The organism is Pseudomonas nitroreducens TX1, from assembly GCF_000313755.1.
GTDB classification, from domain to species: Bacteria; Pseudomonadota; Gammaproteobacteria; order Pseudomonadales; family Pseudomonadaceae; genus Pseudomonas; species Pseudomonas nitroreducens_A.
Window position 1 is genome coordinate 22,711 of record NZ_AMZB01000109.1, and the last position, 18,027, is coordinate 40,737.

General features: G+C 63.1%; 14 protein-coding genes and 1 pseudogene. 5 read left to right on the plus strand and 10 right to left on the minus strand.

Going from position 1 to position 18,027, the window contains the following annotated elements:
• Positions 1 to 72 precede the first annotated feature (72 nt).
• Genes yidC through rpmH form a run of 4 tightly spaced genes read right to left on the minus strand, consistent with a single transcriptional unit; the run spans position 73 to position 2,621 of the window.
• Positions 73 to 1,821: a membrane protein insertase YidC gene (gene yidC / locus C167_RS0113725; RefSeq protein WP_017518850.1), complete on the minus strand. Its 1,749-nt coding sequence runs from the start codon at positions 1,819 to 1,821 to the stop codon at positions 73 to 75.
• Between the two features lie 2 nt (positions 1,822 to 1,823).
• Positions 1,824 to 2,072: a membrane protein insertion efficiency factor YidD gene (yidD, locus tag C167_RS0113730; RefSeq protein ID WP_015479779.1), complete on the minus strand. Its 249-nt coding sequence runs from the start codon at positions 2,070 to 2,072 to the stop codon at positions 1,824 to 1,826.
• Entirely contained in the window at positions 2,065 to 2,472 is a 408-nt protein-coding gene (rnpA, locus tag C167_RS0113735; RefSeq protein ID WP_026079029.1) for a ribonuclease P protein component, read from the minus strand. The genes yidD and rnpA overlap by 8 nt, the downstream gene beginning before the upstream one ends.
• Before the next feature lie 14 nt (positions 2,473 to 2,486).
• Positions 2,487 to 2,621, minus strand: a complete 135-nt coding sequence (gene rpmH / locus C167_RS33705) for a 50S ribosomal protein L34 (protein ID WP_003100258.1) — start codon at positions 2,619 to 2,621, stop codon at positions 2,487 to 2,489.
• A 520-nt stretch (positions 2,622 to 3,141) separates the two neighbouring features.
• Between rpmH and dnaA the strand changes: the two genes are divergently transcribed.
• The 4 genes and pseudogenes from dnaA to gyrB all read left to right on the plus strand — a co-directional run bounded on the left by dnaA (position 3,142) and on the right by gyrB (position 9,340).
• The gene (dnaA, locus tag C167_RS0113740) at positions 3,142 to 4,671 is read left to right on the plus strand and encodes a chromosomal replication initiator protein DnaA (protein ID WP_017518852.1); all 1,530 of its coding nucleotides are present in this window, start codon (positions 3,142 to 3,144) and stop codon (positions 4,669 to 4,671) included.
• 29 nt (positions 4,672 to 4,700) lie between these two features.
• Positions 4,701 to 5,807, plus strand: a complete 1,107-nt coding sequence (gene dnaN, locus C167_RS0113745) for a DNA polymerase III subunit beta (protein ID WP_017518853.1) — start codon at positions 4,701 to 4,703, stop codon at positions 5,805 to 5,807.
• A gap of 9 nt (positions 5,808 to 5,816) precedes the next feature.
• A pseudogene (gene recF, locus C167_RS0113750) lies at positions 5,817 to 6,919 on the plus strand (DNA replication/repair protein RecF).
• A 3-nt stretch (positions 6,920 to 6,922) separates the two neighbouring features.
• Positions 6,923 to 9,340 carry a DNA topoisomerase (ATP-hydrolyzing) subunit B gene (gene gyrB / locus C167_RS0113755; RefSeq protein ID WP_017518855.1) on the plus strand — a complete coding sequence of 806 codons (2,418 nt, stop codon included), beginning with the start codon at positions 6,923 to 6,925 and terminating at the stop codon, positions 9,338 to 9,340.
• Positions 9,341 to 9,411: 71 nt separating this feature from the next.
• On the opposite strand, the gene C167_RS0113760 is transcribed toward gyrB, so the two are convergent.
• From C167_RS0113760 to glyQ, 4 genes are all read right to left on the minus strand, one after another.
• Complete coding sequence (locus C167_RS0113760; protein ID WP_017518856.1) at positions 9,412 to 10,185, minus strand: lysophospholipid acyltransferase family protein; 774 nt, start codon at positions 10,183 to 10,185, stop codon at positions 9,412 to 9,414.
• A gap of 13 nt (positions 10,186 to 10,198) precedes the next feature.
• Positions 10,199 to 10,729: a D-glycero-beta-D-manno-heptose 1,7-bisphosphate 7-phosphatase gene (gene gmhB / locus C167_RS0113765; RefSeq protein WP_017518857.1), complete on the minus strand. Its 531-nt coding sequence runs from the start codon at positions 10,727 to 10,729 to the stop codon at positions 10,199 to 10,201.
• A 93-nt stretch (positions 10,730 to 10,822) separates the two neighbouring features.
• Complete coding sequence (gene glyS, locus C167_RS0113770) at positions 10,823 to 12,877, minus strand: glycine--tRNA ligase subunit beta (protein WP_017518858.1); 2,055 nt, start codon at positions 12,875 to 12,877, stop codon at positions 10,823 to 10,825.
• Complete coding sequence (glyQ, locus tag C167_RS0113775) at positions 12,877 to 13,824, minus strand: glycine--tRNA ligase subunit alpha (protein WP_015474809.1); 948 nt, start codon at positions 13,822 to 13,824, stop codon at positions 12,877 to 12,879. The genes glyS and glyQ overlap by 1 nt, the downstream gene beginning before the upstream one ends.
• 192 nt (positions 13,825 to 14,016) lie before the next feature.
• Between glyQ and C167_RS0113780 the strand changes: the two genes are divergently transcribed.
• On the plus strand, positions 14,017 to 14,571 hold the full coding sequence (locus C167_RS0113780; RefSeq protein WP_017518859.1) for a DNA-3-methyladenine glycosylase I: 555 nt from the start codon (positions 14,017 to 14,019) through the stop codon (positions 14,569 to 14,571).
• On the opposite strand, the gene xrtQ is transcribed toward C167_RS0113780, so the two are convergent.
• A complete protein-coding gene (gene xrtQ / locus C167_RS33710) occupies positions 14,568 to 15,908 on the minus strand; it encodes an exosortase Q (RefSeq protein WP_017518860.1) in 1,341 nt (446 codons plus the stop codon). The two genes, C167_RS0113780 and xrtQ, sit on opposite strands and share 4 nt — an antisense overlap.
• Complete coding sequence (locus C167_RS0113795; protein ID WP_017518861.1) at positions 15,905 to 17,896, minus strand: VIT domain-containing protein; 1,992 nt, start codon at positions 17,894 to 17,896, stop codon at positions 15,905 to 15,907. Before C167_RS0113795 ends, xrtQ begins: the two co-directional genes overlap by 4 nt.
• Positions 17,897 to 18,027: the final 131 nt, after the last annotated feature.

The following is an 18,027-nucleotide window of genomic DNA, read 5'->3' on the forward strand; positions in this document are numbered from 1 at the left end:
GGGTAAGCAAGTTATCCACATAGCAAAACGCCCCACGAGGGGGCGTCTTGTCGATCGTGTCGGGCTGCGATGTCAGGCGGAAGCCTTCTTCGCGGCACCTTCGATCCGACGGGTAATGTACCACTGCTGTGCGATCGACAGGCAGTTGTTCACCACCCAGTACAGGACCAGACCGGCCGGGAACCACAGGAAGAAGAAGGTGAAGATGATCGGCATCAGCTTCATCACCTTGGCCTGCATGGGGTCCGGTGGCGTCGGGTTGAGCATCTGCTGGACCAGCATGGTGGCGCCCATGATGATCGGCAGGATGAAGAACGGATCCTTCACCGACAGATCGACGATCCAGCCCAGCCACGGGGCCTGGCGCATTTCGACGCTTTCCAGGAGTACCCAGTACAGCGAGAGGAAGACCGGCATCTGCACCAGGATCGGCAGGCAGCCGCCCAGCGGATTGATCTTTTCCTTCTTGTACAGCTCCATCATCGCCTGGGACATCTTCTGGCGATCGTCGCCATGCTGTTCCTTGAGTGCCTGCAGTTTCGGCGACACGGCGCGCATGCGGGCCATGGAGCGGTAGCTGGCGGCGGACAGCGGGAAGAAGGCCAGTTTGATGACGATGGTCAGGAAGATGATCGACCAGCCCCAGTTACCGACGAGGTTGTGGATATGTTGCAGCAGCCAGAAGATCGGCTGGGCAATGAACCACAGCGGGCCGTAGTCCACGGTCAGTTCCAGGCCCGGGGACAGTTCCTTCAGGTACGCCTGCAGTTTCGGGCCGGCATACAGGGTCATGCTGGTTTCGCCCTTGGCACCCGGCGCTACGCTCAGGTTGGGACCGGTGTAGCCGACGATGTAGTTGCCCTGGGCATCCTTGCGGGTCATCACGCTGTGGGTATCGCCCTTGGCGGGAACCCAGGCGGTGACGAAGTAATGCTGGAGCCAGGCTACCCAACCACCCTGGACGGTTTCCTTGAACTGCTCCTTGTCCATGTCCTTCATGGACACTTTTACGTAGGGCTTTTCAGGGGTCCAGACCGCGGCGCCGAGGTAGGTCGAAACGCCGGTAGCGGTGGTGGAGGACGGGTCGACACTGGCGTCACGCTTGAGCTGGGCGAACAACGACGCGTTCCACGGTTTGTCGCTCTGGTTGTCGATCAGGTAGGTCACGCCGACCTGATAGGCATTGGGGTTGATGCACTCGAGCTTCTTCTGGGCCTTTTCCTTCTCGGTGCAGTCGTTTTTCAGGCCGCGGTGGAAGGTGAAGCGCTTGATGTAGCTGACGCCATCCTGTGCATAAGTCAGGTCGACGACCATCTGGTCCTGGCCGTCGGCCAGTTCGTAGACCGGCTTGGCCGAGGCGTACAGCGGGCGACCGCTGGCGGCGGCGTCCGGGCCGTTGGCGCCGGTCAGGCCGCTCTGGGCCAGGTAGGTACGCTGGTTGTCACGCTCGAACAGCGGGAACGGTACATCAGGGCGGTCCTGGCGCAGCGGGTACTGGGTCAGGCCGAGCTTGATCACGTCGCCGCCGCGCGGGTCGATGGTCAGGTCCAGGACATCGGTCTTCACGCGGATCAGCTGTTCGCTGGCTGCGACCGGTTTCTGCTCGTTGGGCAGGCTGGCCTGGGCGTTCTGCGTGGTCGGTACGTCGGCGTTGGCTGCAGTGCCGGCAGGCACGGAAGTGTCCGGCAGGCCCTCAGTCTGATTGAAGGTCGCGGTCTGCGCCGGCAGTTCGGGCTGGCCGTAGTCCTTGTTCCACTGGAGTACCAGCGCATAGGACACGATTGCCAGGGCGACGAATAGGATTGAACGTTTGATGTCCATGGTTACTCGGCCGTCGAGGAAGGGGCGGGCTTGGAAGGATCTGGCGGTACCGGATCGTAGCCACCGGGATGCCAGGGGTGGCAGCGGCCTAGGCGACGAGCGGCCAGCCAGCCACCACGCAGGAAGCCATGGGTTTCGATGGCTTCCTGCGCGTAGCAGGAACAGCTGGGGTAGAAACGACAGTGCCTGCCCATCATGGGACTGATGGCGTAGCGATAAAACTGGATCAGCAACAGCGCCAGTCTACGCATGGGAACTGTCGGCCACTCCCGGAGATTCTGTCGAAGGTTCCGGGCTGGGCCGATTGCGCAACAGGCGTTTCCAGAGCTTGCCGAACTGCTGATGCAATTCTTCATTCTCCAGATCGCCGAGGCCTTTGCGCGCGATCACCACGATATCCAGGCCAGCCAGCTTCTGCTGGTTGTGGCGGAAGGATTCACGGAGAAGACGTTTGAGGCGGTTGCGCTCGACGGCGAGCTTGACGTTCTTCTTGCCGATCACCAGGCCCAGGCGGGGGTGATCGAGACCGTTTTCGCGCGCCAGCAGCAGGATGTGCTTGCCGGGAACCTTGGAGGTGGGGGAGTCGAAGACTGCTGTGAATTGCCGGGCTGTCAGAAGACGTTTATCCCGGCTGAAATCTCGACTCACCACCTGGGTCAGACAAATCAGACGGTCAGACGCTTACGGCCCTTGGCGCGACGACGCGACAGAACCTGACGACCGTTCTTGGTGGCCATACGAGCGCGGAAGCCATGCACGCGAGCGCGCTTGAGAGTGCTGGGTTGGAAAGTACGTTTCATGATTCGGTACCTGGGTTTGACGACATGAGGTCGCAGTGACCCCGTTTAAAGAGACCGGCGATTCTAGTGAAATCAGGCGGTCAGGTCAATTTCCAACCAGACCCGGATACAAAATCTATAGAAAGGAAGGAAATTTCTCTTTAAGAGATTGAAGCAATGATTATGTTTAGGTCGGCGGACACCTGTGCATAACTCGGTTTGGGCCTTTGAACAGGAGGCCCGGAGCAAATGATAACCCTGTCGGAAAGGGGTGCGGTGCTTGTGTGGAGACGGTTGGAAAGCTGGGTATGGAATGCGTTTTTTTCCACAGGGATTTTTTCCACAGGAGCATCACCAGGGTATTCCCCTGCCCCATCAAGCTGTTATCCACAAGGTTCCTGACGCTATTACCCGACCGCCGGTAAAATCATTAACACCTTGATTTTGCTTGCATCCCGGCGCGCTTAACTGTGGATAAGTTGGTCCGGTGGGGATACAATAGCCGCCTGTTTCGCTTTGCGACTTCTTTTGGGGGATATCCGTGTCCGTAGAACTTTGGCAGCAGTGCGTTGAGCTTCTGCGCGATGAGCTGCCGTCCCAGCAATTCAACACCTGGATCCGGCCTCTGCAGGTCGAGACCGAGGGTGAGGAGTTGCGCGTCTACGCACCCAACCGCTTTGTACTCGACTGGGTCAACGAGAAGTACATGGGGCGCCTGCTCGAATTGCTGGGCGAGCGTGGCAATGGCCAGATTCCAGCGATTTCGTTGCTGATTGGCAGCCGACGTAGCCGCACGCCGCGCCCTGCCCTGGTGCCGACGCCGCAAATCAACGTACCTCCGGTCGCGCAGCCCGTCACGGCCCCTGCTCCTGCTGCTCCCGCGCCGGTTATGCTGTCGGTTGCCGAGCCTCAGCCGATTCAGGTCGCGCCGGTTCAGGCCATTGCTGATCTGGACGAGTCCAGCCCCGGCATAGATCCGTTGGCCGCGGCCATGCCGGCGGCTGCCGTGCGTACCGAACGCAATGTCCAGGTAGAAGGTGCTCTCAAGCACACCAGCTATCTCAACCGCACCTTCACCTTCGAGAACTTCGTCGAGGGTAAATCCAACCAGCTGGCCCGCGCAGCGGCCTGGCAGGTGGCGGACAACCTCAAGCACGGTTACAACCCGCTCTTCCTTTATGGGGGTGTCGGCCTGGGCAAGACACACCTGATGCATGCTGTGGGCAACCATCTGCTGAAGAAAAACCCCAATGCCAAGGTTGTGTACCTGCATTCGGAGCGTTTCGTCGCCGACATGGTGAAAGCGCTGCAACTCAACGCCATCAACGAATTCAAACGTTTCTACCGCTCTGTCGATGCGCTGTTGATCGACGACATCCAGTTCTTTGCGCGCAAGGAGCGTTCCCAGGAAGAGTTCTTCCACACCTTCAACGCCCTTCTCGAAGGCGGCCAGCAGGTCATCCTGACCAGCGACCGCTACCCGAAGGAAATCGAAGGCCTGGAAGAGCGCCTGAAATCGCGCTTCGGCTGGGGTTTGACTGTGGCGGTGGAGCCGCCGGAGCTGGAAACCCGCGTGGCGATCCTGATGAAGAAGGCCGAACAGGCGAAGGTCGAGCTGCCGCACGACGCCGCGTTCTTCATCGCCCAGCGCATCCGCTCCAACGTGCGTGAACTGGAAGGCGCGCTCAAGCGGGTGATCGCCCACTCCCATTTCATGGGTCGGCCCATCACCATCGAACTGATCCGCGAGTCGCTGAAGGACCTGCTGGCCCTGCAGGACAAACTGGTCAGCATCGACAATATCCAGCGCACCGTCGCCGAGTACTACAAGATCAAGATCGCCGACCTGCTGTCCAAGCGCCGCTCGCGCTCGGTGGCCCGTCCGCGCCAGGTTGCCATGGCACTCTCCAAGGAACTGACCAACCACAGCCTGCCGGAAATCGGCGTGGCCTTCGGCGGTCGGGATCACACCACGGTGCTGCACGCCTGTCGTAAGATCGCTCAACTCAAGGAATCCGACGCGGATATCCGCGAGGACTACAAGAACCTGCTGCGTACTCTGACCACCTGACGCAGCCTCACGAGGCAAGGGACTAGACCATGCATTTCACCATTCAACGCGAAGCTCTGTTGAAACCCCTGCAGCTGGTCGCTGGCGTCGTCGAGCGCCGCCAGACGCTGCCGGTTCTTTCCAACGTCCTGCTGGTCGTGGAAGGCCAGCAACTGTCGCTGACCGGTACCGACCTTGAAGTCGAGCTCGTAGGTCGCGTCACTCTTGAAGATGCTGCCGAGCCGGGCGAAATCACCGTACCGGCACGCAAGCTGATGGATATCTGCAAGAGCCTGCCCAGCGATGCCGTGATCGACATCCGTGTCGACGAACAGAAGCTGCTGGTGAAGGCAGGACGCAGCCGCTTCACCCTGTCCACCCTGCCGGCCAACGACTTCCCCACCGTGGAAGAAGGCCCGGGCTCGCTGACCTTCAGCCTGGTGCAGAGTAAGCTGCGTCGTCTGATTGATCGCACCAGCTTCGCCATGGCGCAGCAGGACGTTCGCTACTACCTGAACGGCATGCTGCTGGAAGTCGGCGGCGGTACTCTTCGCGCTGTCGCTACCGACGGTCACCGCCTGGCCATGTGCTCGCTGAGCAACGGCGTGCCGGAAGCGCAGGATCGCCACCAGGTGATCGTGCCGCGCAAAGGCATCCTGGAACTGGCTCGCCTGCTCACCGAACAGGACGGCGAAGTTTCCATCGTTCTCGGCCAGCACCACATCCGTGCGACCACCGGCGAGTTCACCTTCACCTCCAAGCTGGTGGACGGCAAGTTCCCGGATTACGAGCGCGTACTGCCCAAGGGCGGAGACAAGCTGGTGCTGGGCGATCGCCAGGTGCTGCGCGAAGCGTTCAGCCGTACTGCGATCCTGTCCAACGAAAAGTACCGCGGTATTCGCTTGCAGCTCTCCAATGGCCTCCTGAAAATCCAGGCCAACAACCCGGAGCAGGAAGAGGCGGAAGAAGAAGTACAAGTCGACTACAACGGCGGTAGCCTGGAAATCGGCTTCAACGTCAGTTATCTGCTGGATGTGCTGGGTGTCATGGGTACCGAGCAGGTGCGCATGATCCTTTCCGACTCCAACAGCAGTGCGCTGCTGCAGGAAGCGGACAACGACGATTCTGCCTACGTCGTCATGCCGATGCGCCTCTGACGCGTATCGATGTCCCTTACCCGCCTTTCGGTCACTGCGGTGCGCAACCTGCACCCGGTGACCTTCTCCCCCTCCCCCCGCATCAACATCCTCTACGGCGAAAATGGCAGCGGCAAGACCAGCGTGCTGGAAGCCATCTACCTGCTCGGCTTGGCCCGCTCCTTCCGCAGCATGCGCCTGCAGCCTGTTATCCAGTACGAAGAACCGGCCTGCACCGTTTTTGGTCAGGTACGCCTGGGTAACGGCTTCGATAGCAGCCTGGGGGTCTCACGTGATCGTCATGGCGAATTCCAGATTCGTATCGACGGGCAGAACGCACGCAGCGCTGCTCAGCTTGCTGAAACCCTACCGCTCCAGTTGATCAATCCGGATAGTTTTCGCTTGCTGGAAGGCGCGCCGAAGATTCGCCGGCAGTTCCTCGATTGGGGCGTGTTCCACGTGGAACAACGCTTCATGGTTGCTTGGCAGAGGTTGCAGAAGGCCCTGCGGCAGCGGAACTCGTGGCTTCGACATGGTAAACTGGACGGTGCTTCGCAGGCCGCTTGGGACCGCGAATTATGTGCGGCTAGCGATGAAATCGATGCGTATCGACGGTCCTATATCCAGGCTCTCAAGCCACAGTTTGAGCGGACTCTGGCCGAGTTGATCCAGATCGATGATCTGACGCTCAGCTATTACCGGGGCTGGGATAAGGATCGTGACCTGAGCGAAGTGTTGTCGACCAGTCTGATGCGTGATCAACAGATGGGACACACCCAGGCAGGGCCTCAAAGGGCGGACCTGAGAATTCGCCTGGGAGGGCACAACGCCGCGGAGATTCTGTCCCGCGGGCAACAGAAACTGGTGGTCTGCGCTTTGCGGATCGCCCAGGGGCATTTGATCAACCAGTCCAAGCGCGGCCAATGCGTTTATCTGGTGGATGACCTCCCCTCCGAACTGGATGAGAAGCACCGGTTGTCTTTGTGCCGGCTTCTCGAAGATCTGGGTTGCCAGGTATTCATCACCTGCGTCGACCCGCACTTATTGAAAGACGGCTGGCAAACGGAAACGCCGGTGTCGATGTTCCACGTGGAACATGGGCGCGTCTCTCAGGACACTACCATCGGGAGTGAAGAATGAGCGAGAACACCTACGACTCTTCCAGTATCAAGGTACTGAAAGGGTTGGATGCCGTACGTAAGCGTCCGGGCATGTACATCGGTGATACCGACGACGGCACTGGCCTGCACCACATGGTTTTCGAGGTCGTGGATAACTCGATCGACGAAGCGCTGGCGGGCTACTGCAGCGAGATTAGCATCACCATTCACACCGATGAATCCATCACCGTGCGCGACAATGGTCGTGGCATTCCCGTCGATATCCACAAGGAAGAAGGGGTTTCCGCGGCCGAGGTCATCATGACCGTTCTTCACGCCGGCGGTAAGTTCGACGACAACAGTTACAAGGTTTCCGGCGGTCTGCACGGCGTGGGCGTGTCGGTGGTGAACGCTCTTTCCCACGAGCTGCGCCTGACTATCCGTCGCGAAGGCAAGGTCTGGGAACAGGTTTATCACCATGGCGTACCGCAGTTCCCGCTGCGCCCGGTCGGCGATACCGATGGTTCTGGCACCGAGGTGCATTTCAAGCCGTCCCCGGAAACCTTCCACAACATCCACTTCAGCTGGGACATCCTGGCCAAGCGGATCCGTGAGTTGTCCTTCCTGAACTCCGGCGTCGGCATCGTCCTGCGTGACGAGCGTGCCGGCAAGGAAGAGCTGTTCAAATACGAGGGTGGCCTGCGCGCGTTCGTCGAGTACCTGAACACCAACAAGACCGCGGTGAACCAGGTTTTCCACTTCAACTGCCAGCGCGAAGAAGACGGCGTCGGCGTGGAAGTCGCCCTGCAGTGGAACGACAGCTTCAACGAGAACATCCTCTGCTTCACCAACAACATTCCCCAGCGTGACGGCGGTACCCACCTGGCGGGCTTCCGCTCCGCCCTTACCCGTCACCTGAACAACTACATCGAGCAGGAAGGCCTGGCGAAGAAGTTCAAGATCGCCACCACCGGCGACGACGCCCGCGAAGGTCTGACCGCCATCATTTCGGTAAAGGTGCCGGATCCGAAGTTCAGCTCGCAGACCAAGGACAAGCTGGTTTCCTCGGAGGTGAAGACCGCCGTGGAACAGGAAATGGGCAAGTACTTTGCCGACTTCCTGCTGGAGAACCCGAACGAAGCCAAGGCCGTGGTCGGCAAGATGATCGACGCCGCTCGCGCCCGTGAGGCCGCGCGCAAGGCCCGTGAGATGACCCGCCGCAAGGGCGCGCTGGACATCGCCGGCCTGCCGGGCAAGCTCGCCGACTGCCAGGAGAAGGACCCCGCCCTCTCCGAACTGTACATAGTGGAAGGTGACTCCGCGGGCGGTTCTGCGAAGCAGGGCCGTAACCGCAAGACCCAGGCGATCCTGCCGCTCAAGGGCAAGATCCTCAACGTCGAAAAAGCTCGCTTCGACAAGATGCTGTCCTCCCAGGAGGTCGGCACGCTGATCACCGCGTTGGGCTGCGGTATCGGTCGCGAGGAGTACAACATCGACAAGCTGCGTTACCACAACATCATCATCATGACCGATGCTGACGTCGACGGTTCGCACATCCGTACCCTGCTGCTGACCTTCTTCTTCCGTCAGCTGCCGGAGCTGGTCGAGCGCGGCTACATCTATATCGCCCAGCCGCCGCTGTACAAGGTCAAGCGTGGCAAGCAGGAGCAGTACATCAAGGACGACGTGGCCATGGAAGAGTACATGACCCAGTCGGCCCTCGAGGAAGCCAGCGTGCACGTCAACGAAAGCGCTCCGGGTCTGTCCGGCGAAGCGCTGGAGAAGCTGGTCAACGAGTACCGCGGTGTCATGCGCACCCTTTCCCGCCTGTCCCGTCTGTATCCGCAGGACCTGACCGAGCACTTCATCTATCTGCCGCGTATCGAGGCCGATAAGCTGGGTGACGAGGCCACCATGCAGGCCTGGATAGAGCAGTTCCAGGCGCGCCTGAAGGCTGTCGAGAAGTCCGGCCTGACCTACAAGGTCAGCCTGCGTGAAGACCGCGAACGTCACCTGTGGCTGCCGGAAGTCGAAATGGTCGCCCACGGCCTGTCGAACTACGTCACCTTCAACCGCGACTTCTTCGCCAGCAACGATTACCGCGCGGTAACCGAGCTGGGTGGCAAGCTGAACAGCCTGTTGGAAGAAGGTGCATACGTGCAGAAGGGCGAGCGCAAGAAGAACGTCAGCAGCTTCAAGGAAGCCCTGGACTGGCTGATGACCGAAGGCACCAAGCGCCACAGCATCCAGCGATACAAAGGTCTGGGCGAGATGAATCCGGATCAGCTGTGGGAAACCACCATGGACCCGAACGTGCGCCGCATGCTGAAGGTGACCATCGAGGACGCCATCGCTGCCGACCAGCTGTTCAACACCCTGATGGGCGATGCGGTGGAGCCCCGCCGCGACTTCATCGAAAGCAATGCCCTGGCGGTCTCCAACCTGGACGTCTGATGCTGTTCAGATAGAGCCAGGCAAAAAGAAAGGGCCCTTCGGGGCCCTTTTCTTTTTGCCTGAAGCACGTATCAGGAGGCTTCGGCCACCGCCTGAGGCGCCGAGTCTGCGGACAGCTCGCCCATATCGCGCAGTGTCTGGATGACCCAGTTCTCGGCGCGCTGGTTCAGCTCGGTGATGGCGCGTGCGCCCTCCCCTTCAGCGTACATCGCCGGGCCGATCACCACCTGGATGGTGCCGGGGTGTTTCGCCCAGCCGTTCTTCGGCCAGCAGTGCCCGGCGTTGTGGGCGATTGGCAGTACCGGCAGGTTGGCGTTGACCGCGAGGGAGGCGCCGCCGCGGGAGAACTTGCCGATCTGGCCGGTAGGAACGCGGGTTCCTTCCGGGAAGATCAGGACCCAGGCGCCCTTCTTGAGGCACTCATCGCCCTGCTTGGCGATCTGCTTGAGGGCAACCTTGGGTTGTTCACGGTTGATGGCGATGGGCTTGAGCAGCGCCATGGCCCAGCCGAAAAAAGGCACGAACAGCAGCTCGCGTTTGAGCACCAGAGCCAGCGGCTCGAAGTAGCCGGTGAGGAAGAAGGTCTCCCAGGTGCTCTGGTGTTTGGCGAGGATCACGCAGGGCTGGTCGGGGATGTTCTCCACGCCCTTGAGTTCGTAGCGCACGCCGACCACCCAGCTGGCGAGCCAGACGGCGAACTTGCACCAGGCCTGGGCAATGAAACGGTAGCGCGCGCGGTACGGCAGGAAGGGCGCAATGAGCAGACTGAGGGTGCCCCAGACGAAGGCGCTGGACGACAGCAGCAGGTAGAAGAGAACGGTTCTGATGGCCTGCACTATCGACATGGGAGATGGGTCCTCAGGAAAGAAGTTGGTCGGCTACGGCCGCCAGATCGTCGAATACCAGCGTGCCTTCGGGCAACGGCTTGGTCAGGGTTCGCTCGCCTTTGCCGGTCTTTACCAACACTGGCTGACAATCGACGGCCAGCGCGGCGTCCAGGTCACCCCGGCTGTCACCCACGAACCAGGTACCGCGTAATGCCACGCCGTAGTGCTGGGCAATCTGCAGCAGCATACCGGGTTTCGGCTTGCGGCAGTCACAGCCCTCGTCGGGACCATGGGGGCAATAGACGACAACGCCGAGTTCGCCGCCCTGCTCCGCCACCAGTTCGCGCAGGCGCTGGTGCATGCTGTCGAGAATCGCCAGGTCGTAATAGCCGCGGGCGATGCCGGACTGGTTGGTGGCTACGGCCACGGTCCAGCCGGCCCGGCTCAGGCGGGCAATGGCGGTGATCGCGCCGGGAATCGGAATCCACTCGTCGAGGGATTTGATGTAGGCGTCGGAGTCCTGGTTGATGACACCGTCGCGGTCGAGGATCAGTAGCTTCATGCTGGGAAAGTTCACAGGCTTCAAAGTCGGAAATGAAAAAGCCGGGAGTCCGCCACGGCGAACCGTTGCGAACTCCCGGCTTTCAGGCGGGCATCAGCCCAGCAGCGAGATGTCGGCGACGCCGAGGAACAGCCCGCGCAGCTTGGACAGCAGCGCGTAACGGTTGGCCTTCACGGCGTTGTCGTCTGCGTTGACCAGCACTTCTTCGAAGAAGGCATCGACCGGCGCGCGCAGGGCCGCCAGACGGGCCAGGGCTGCGCGATAGTCGCGAGCCGCGGCCAACGGAGCCACTTCGTCTTCGGCAGCCGCCACGGCGCTGCCAAGGGCCTTCTCGGCGGTCTCGGCGAACAGACTGGCGTTGACGGCGGCAGGGACCTCGCCTTCGGCCTTGGCCAGAATGTTCGATACGCGCTTGTTGGCGGCGGCCAAGGCCTCGGCTTCCACCAGCTGGCGGAAGGCCTGCACGGCCTGCACGCGCTGGTCGAAGTCCAGCGGCGCGGTCGGCTTGAGGGCACGCACGGCCTGGTACACCGCAACGTCCACGCCTTCGTCTTCGTAACGGGCACGCAGACGGTCGAAGACGAAGTCCTGCACCTGCTCGGACAGACCTTCTGCCTTCACCTTCTCGCCGTACTGGGCCACGGCCACGCCGATGGCGTCGGCGAGGTCCAGGTCCAGCTGCTTCTCGATGAGGATGCGCAGCACGCCCAAGGCGGCACGGCGCAGGGCGTACGGGTCCTTGCTACCGGTGGGCAGCATGCCGATACCGAATATGCCGACCAGGGTGTCGAGCTTGTCGGCCACGGCCACGGCGGAACCGGTCAGGGTGGTCGGCAGCTCGGCGCCCGCACCGCGAGGCATGTACTGCTCGTTCAGTGCCAGGGCGACGTCCTTGGCTTCGCCACCGGCGGTGGCGTAGTAGTAACCGGCGATGCCCTGCATCTCCGGGAACTCGCCGACCATTTCGGTGGCCAGGTCGCACTTGGAGAGGATGCCGGCGCGCGCCGCGTGGGTCGCGTCACCGCCAATGCGCTCGGCGATGTAGGCAGCCAGCCTGGAAACGCGCTCGGCCTTCTCGTACACGGTGCCCAGCTGGGCCTGGAACACGACGTTCTTCAGGCGGGCGTTGAAGGCTTCCAGCGGCTGCTTCTGGTCCTGCTTGAAGAAGAACTCGGCGTCGGTCAGGCGCGGACGCACGACCTTCTCGTTACCGGAGACGATGTGCTCCGGTGCCTTGCTCTCGATGTTGGCCACGGTGATGAAGCGCGGCAGCAGCTTGCCGTTGGCGTCCAGCAGGCAGAAGTACTTCTGGTTGTCCTGCATGGTGGTGATCAGGGCTTCCTGCGGCACGGCGAGGAAGCGTTCCTCGAAGGAGCACACCAGCGGGACCGGCCACTCGACCAGCGCGGTCACTTCGTCCAGCAGGTCGGCCGGGACGATGGCGCTGCCCTTCTGCTCGGCCGCCAGTTCGGCGACACGCTTGGCGATGATCTCGCGGCGCTCGGCGAAGTCGGCCAGCACGTGGGCGCTGCGCAGGTCTTCCAGGTAGTTGGCCGGAGCGCTGATGCGCACGTTAGCCGGATTGTGGAAGCGATGGCCGCGGGATTCGCGACCGGCTTTCTTGGTGAGGATCTCGCAGTCGACGACGTCATCGCCGAACAGCATCACCAGCCACTGGGTCGGACGCACGAACTCTTCGCGGCGAGCGGCCCAGCGCATGCGCTTGGGAATCGGCAGCTCGTTCAGCGAGGTTTCGACGATGCCCGGCAGCAGGCTCACGGCTGGCTGGCCGGGGATGCTCTGGCTGAACTTGAGCTTCGGGCCGCTCTTGTCGATCTGCTCCAAGTCCACGCCGCACTTCTTGGCGAAGCCCAGGGCGGCCTGGGTCGGGTTGCCGCTGGCGTCGAAGGCAGCCTGCAGCGGCGGGCCGTCGAGGTTCACGGTACGGTCGGGCTGCTGCACGGCAAGCTGGTCGATCTGCACGGCCAGGCGGCGCGGCGCGGCGTAGCAGCGCGCGGCGGCGTAAGTCAGGCCGGCGGCCTTGAGACCCTTCTCGATGCCGGCCAGGAAGGCTTCACCGAGGCTTTTCAGCGCCTTGGGTGGCAGCTCTTCGGTGCCCAGTTCGACGAGGAAATCCTTCGCGCTCATTATTCGGCCTCCTTCAGCTTGGCCAGTACTTCGTCACGCAGTTCGGGTGTGGCCATCGGGAAGCCGAGGCGGGCGCGGGCCTGCAGGTAACTCTGCGCCACGGCGCGGGCCAGGGTGCGCACGCGCAGGATGTAGCGCTGACGCTCGGTCACCGAGATGGCGCGGCGGGCGTCCAGCAGGTTGAAGGTGTGCGAGGCCTTGAGGACCATCTCGTAGGTCGGCAGCGGCAGCTGCAGCTCGATCAGGCGGTTGGCTTCGCTTTCGTAGAAGTCGAACAGCTCGAACAGCTTCTCGACGTTGGCGTGTTCGAAGTTGTAGGTCGACTGTTCCACTTCGTTCTGGTGGAACACGTCGCCATAGGTGACCTTGCCGAACGGACCGTCGGCCCACACCAGGTCATACACCGAGTCGACGCCCTGGATGTACATGGCCAGGCGTTCCAGGCCATAGGTGATCTCACCGGTGACCGGGTAGCACTCGATGCCGCCGACCTGCTGGAAGTAGGTGAACTGGGTGACTTCCATGCCGTTCAGCCAGATTTCCCAGCCCAGGCCCCAGGCGCCGAGGGTCGGCGATTCCCAGTTGTCCTCGACGAAACGGATGTCGTGGACCAGCGGGTCGATGCCGATGGCCTGCAGCGAGCCCAGGTACAGCTCCTGGAAGTTCTCCGGGTTGGGCTTCAGGACCACCTGGAACTGGTAGTAGTGCTGCAGGCGGTTGGGGTTCTCGCCGTAGCGGCCGTCGGTAGGGCGGCGGCTGGGTTGTACGTACGCCGCGTTCCAGGTTTCCGGGCCCACGGCGCGGAGGAAGGTGGCGGTGTGGAAGGTGCCGGCGCCCACTTCCATGTCATAGGGCTGCAGCACCACGCAGCCCTGATCGGCCCAGTATTTTTGCAGGGCGAGGATCAGGTCCTGGAAGGTGGGCACGGCGGGCGTAGTCTGGCTCACGAATTTCACCTGTGCTGGATATGCGACTAAAACCCGGCAGTATACCGCAAGACGCTTGCCGCTTGGGCTTTACAGCGTTTTTTGCGCGACCGTTTACACCCTGGCAACGCACGAAAATTCGGCCCTATGACTGTATTTTTGTACAGTCCTGCGTCTATAGTCAGGGCCTTCCCGTTTTCTAGGACGACCGCCATGCCCCGCTGCTCCTGGTGTAACCACGACCCGCTGTACATCGCCTACCATGATGCCGAATGGGGAGTCCCGCAGCGGGACGCCCGCGCGCTGTTCGAGATGATCATCCTTGAGGGCGCCCAGGCCGGCCTGTCGTGGATCACCGTTCTGAAGAAGCGCGAGCGCTATCGCGAGGTGCTGTTCGGCTTCGATCCGGAGCGCCTGGCCCGCATGACCGATGAGGAAATCGAGGAGCGTATGCAGGACCCGGGCATCATCCGCAACCTTGCCAAGCTCAAGGCGGCGCGACAGAACGCCCAGGCCTGGCTGAAGCTCGAGGACCCGGTGGCCTTCCTCTGGTCCTTCGTCGGCGGCCAGCCCAAGGTCAACCACTTCAACGGGCACGGCGACGTGCCGGCGGTGACACCCGAGGCCGAGGCGATGAGCAAGGCCCTGCGCAAGGCCGGGTTCAATTTCGTTGGCCCGACCATCTGCTACGCCTTCATGCAGGCCACTGGCATGGTGATGGACCATACCGTCGATTGCGACCGCTACACCCAGTTGACCCGCGCCTAAGGCAGCGGGCTGGCCAGCGTGACGGCCTGCCATGGGCCGGTGGAGCGGCCGGACAGCGCAGACCAGTACCAGGCCGAGGTATCGGAGAAGGATTGGCCCGCAGCGTCCTCGATGTAATCGCAGACCTGCAGGCGTCCGCCGTTGCGCGAGGCCAAGAAGCAGCGCTGCAAACCTGTCGCCCCTACCCGCTCGCGCAGTTGCGTCTGCTCGATGCGATAGCCCAGTGCGCGGAAGCAATCCTCCGCCGGGTGCAGCTTGCGCGTTGGCCGCAGCACCTGGCGCAGGACGATGCTGCGCTGGCCATCGGTGAAGCGGCCAAGCTGGCCGGGAAAGTCTTCGGCGAAGCGCTGTTCCACCGGCGAAAGCGCCAGCGGCCGCAAGGCGCGACCTTCGAACTGCAGCGGCCATTCCTGGGCGAGCCGACTGGCCTCCGACGCGAGGGTAGCCGGCGCCACGAAAGGCCATAGCGCCGCCAGCAACAAGGCACCAAGCAGGCTGCCGGTGAAGCGCGCCGAAGCACCAGGCAGCGCAGCTTCGACCGAAGCTGGCAGCGCAAAGGCGCGCCGCCCGACCACCCGGAAAATCATCCCGCAGACTCCGACGAACACCAGCAACCCGACTGCCTCGTGGGCCCAGCCGGGGAATCCGCTCGCGCCGCTCTCGCCCCACACCAGCAACGTGTTGCGCAGGATATTGCCGCACAGCACCAGGAGTCCCACCAGCGGCAGGCGGCGCAGCAGCAGACGGTCCGGCAGGCGCTGCCAGGCCGCCAGCGTACAGGCGATGAAGTAGCCGACCCAGGCCATCTGGATGCCCGAGCAGGGCGCATCGACCATCACCCATTGGCCGTCCACCAGCAGCGCACTGCCCTGCCGTTCCACCGACCCGTCGCCCAGGCGCAACAGCCAGGCGCTGACCTCGGCGGTGATGACTCGCAGCGGATAACCGACGAAGAACTGCAGCGAAGACAGTAGCGGCAGCGACAGCACGCCCAGCCCCAGCCACGCCAGCCAGGGTTGACCGGGGATGCGCAGGCTGAGGATCACCAGCAGCAGGGCGAGCACCGAGATCAGTCCGCGCAGCAGCGGTGGAAGGAACGCCTGGCAGTGCGCCCCGGCTATCAGCAGCACTGTGGCGACCGCCAGCCAGCGCAGACGCGGTGGCGCGCGCAGGCTGGAGCGGTCGCGCCAAAGCAGCAGTCCGAGCGCCGCCAGCGCAACGATTCCCAGCGGATCATCCGAGCCATCGCCCAGGCGCCGCGCCGCCCAGAGCCAGCTCGGCCAGGCCGCCAGCGCGGCGAACAGCAGCCAGCTCCACCCGGGCAGGCGGCGGTTCATGCGGTCTTCCTCCGCCACCACCAGCCGCCCAGGGCAGCAAGCACCAACATGCCCCATACGCCCGGCTCCGGCGTACCGGGCACTGTGCTGCCGATGGCGTTGTTGCTCACGCCCTGGGGCAACGGCAGCGGTTGATCGACTGTCTGGCTCGCCTGGGGATCAGGATCGCGCACCTGCTGGTCGACGGCGATGAACGAGGTGTAGGGCGTGAGCAGCTGGTAGGTGAGGCCGAGGTCGAGGATCTGCGAGCTGAACTCGAAACCACCGTCCAGCGCTTCCTGATCCATCAGGCTGGCGAGGCGTTGGCGTGCCCACAGGTGAGCGAGCGCACCGCTGTTGTCGGTGAGGTTGCCGGCGCTGATCGGCAGCCGTACCTGGAACGGCCCGTCGGCGGCGTGGGCATCCAGGCGCAGTTCACCGCGTGGCTCGCCCTTCCACTTGCCGAACAGCACCAGTGGGCGGTTGGCGAACAGATCGGGCAGCTGCAGCGGTTCCACGTCGTAGACGTCGAGGCCGTCGAAGCGCGTCTGGATGCCCTTGAGCAGCGGGCTGTCGATCATCCGGCGGAAACGCTGGGCCGCCTTGCTCGCCTGCACATCATCGGTCACCACGAAGGGCTCGCCCTGCCCTGCCCGCGCCAGGCCTTCGATCAGGCTGCGGTTCACCGCGCTGCCGATGCCGAACGCAAACAGATTGGCCTTGCTCAGGTTCTCGCGCACCAGCTTGTAGGCGCTGCTCTCGATGGTGACATAGCCGTCGGTGACCACCACGAAACTGCGCGAACGTTCCGGGTCCGTCGGCATTGCCAGCGCTTCGCGCAGGGCCGGCATCAGCTCGGTGCCACCGGAGCCGACCTGGCTGTCCAGCAGGTCGATGGCAAGCCGGATGTTCTCGGGCGTGGCGGCCAGCGAACGGTCGGCCAGCTTGCGATTGTCGCCGGCGAACAGCAGCAGGTTGAAGGTATCGCTGGGACGCAGCCGGCCGATCAGGTCACGCAGCAGGGTCCTGGTGGTGTCCAGGGGGAAGCCGTTCATGGAGCCGGAGACATCGACCATGAAGACGTAGTCGCGCGGGACGATGAGTCGGGCATCCGGTGCGCGCGGGGGCGCGACCATGGCGAGGAAGAAATTCTCCTGCGCGCCGCGCGCGAGCAGCAGGCCGCTTTGAACGACCTCTCCACCGAGCTGGTAGTCGAGGATGAAATCGCGGTTGCCGGCGGTGTCGTCGTCGGCCGCTACGCGAGCGGTGGCGCGCTGGCCATCTCGCTGGATAGCCAGGGGATGGGAGGGCGAGGCGATCTCGCCGATCTGCACCGGCGCCAGCAGTTCGACCTGCAGGGCGAATTTCGTGGCCGATGGCTGCCCTGCCGGCAGGTACGGCGACTCGATCCACCGCTGCTGGCCGCTGCCGGACTCATGGCGACCGTTGTAGCGCGGCCCGACCACCGTTGGGAAGACGAACTGGAATTTCCCGTCGGTGGGCACCAGCAGCTCGCTGTAGCGCAGCTCCACCTGCACCACGTCACCGGGGAGGATGTTGGCGACCTTCATCTGGAACACGTTCTCGCGCTCCTGCTCCAGTAGCGCGGCGGTCTTGCCGTCCTGCTTGGCCTGCTGGTACTCGGCCTTGGCCCTCTGCTTCTCGCGGATCTGCGCCTGGATCACGCGCTCGCCCAGGTGCACGGTCATGCCGTGGACGGCGGCGCGGGTCGAGGCAGGGAACACGTAGCGCGCCTCCAGCGCCGTCTTGCCCTGGTTGCGGTACTCCTGGGTCACCGTGACTTCGGCGATGTTGCCCAGCACACGGGCATCCACGCGGGTTGCCTTGAGCGGCAGCGGATCGACCGCCGGGTCGGCGTTCTCGACGAAGAAATAGGGGCTGGAGCCGCTGTCATTCAAGGTGCGGTCGTCAGCGGCCAGCGCCGCCAGGCTGGCGCTCATCGCCAGCAGCAGCCAGCACAGCCGTGCAAGGAAGGTTGGGGTACGCATCGCGGGCCTCCGGGCCAGTGGATCGAATGGCCGCAGGTTGCGCGCGCGCCGTGGGCGCAATGTGCTCGCAGGGTGGAGATTGTGTGGAGCCTCGATGGCGCCCGAAATGCCGGCGCGAGCGGCTACAATGG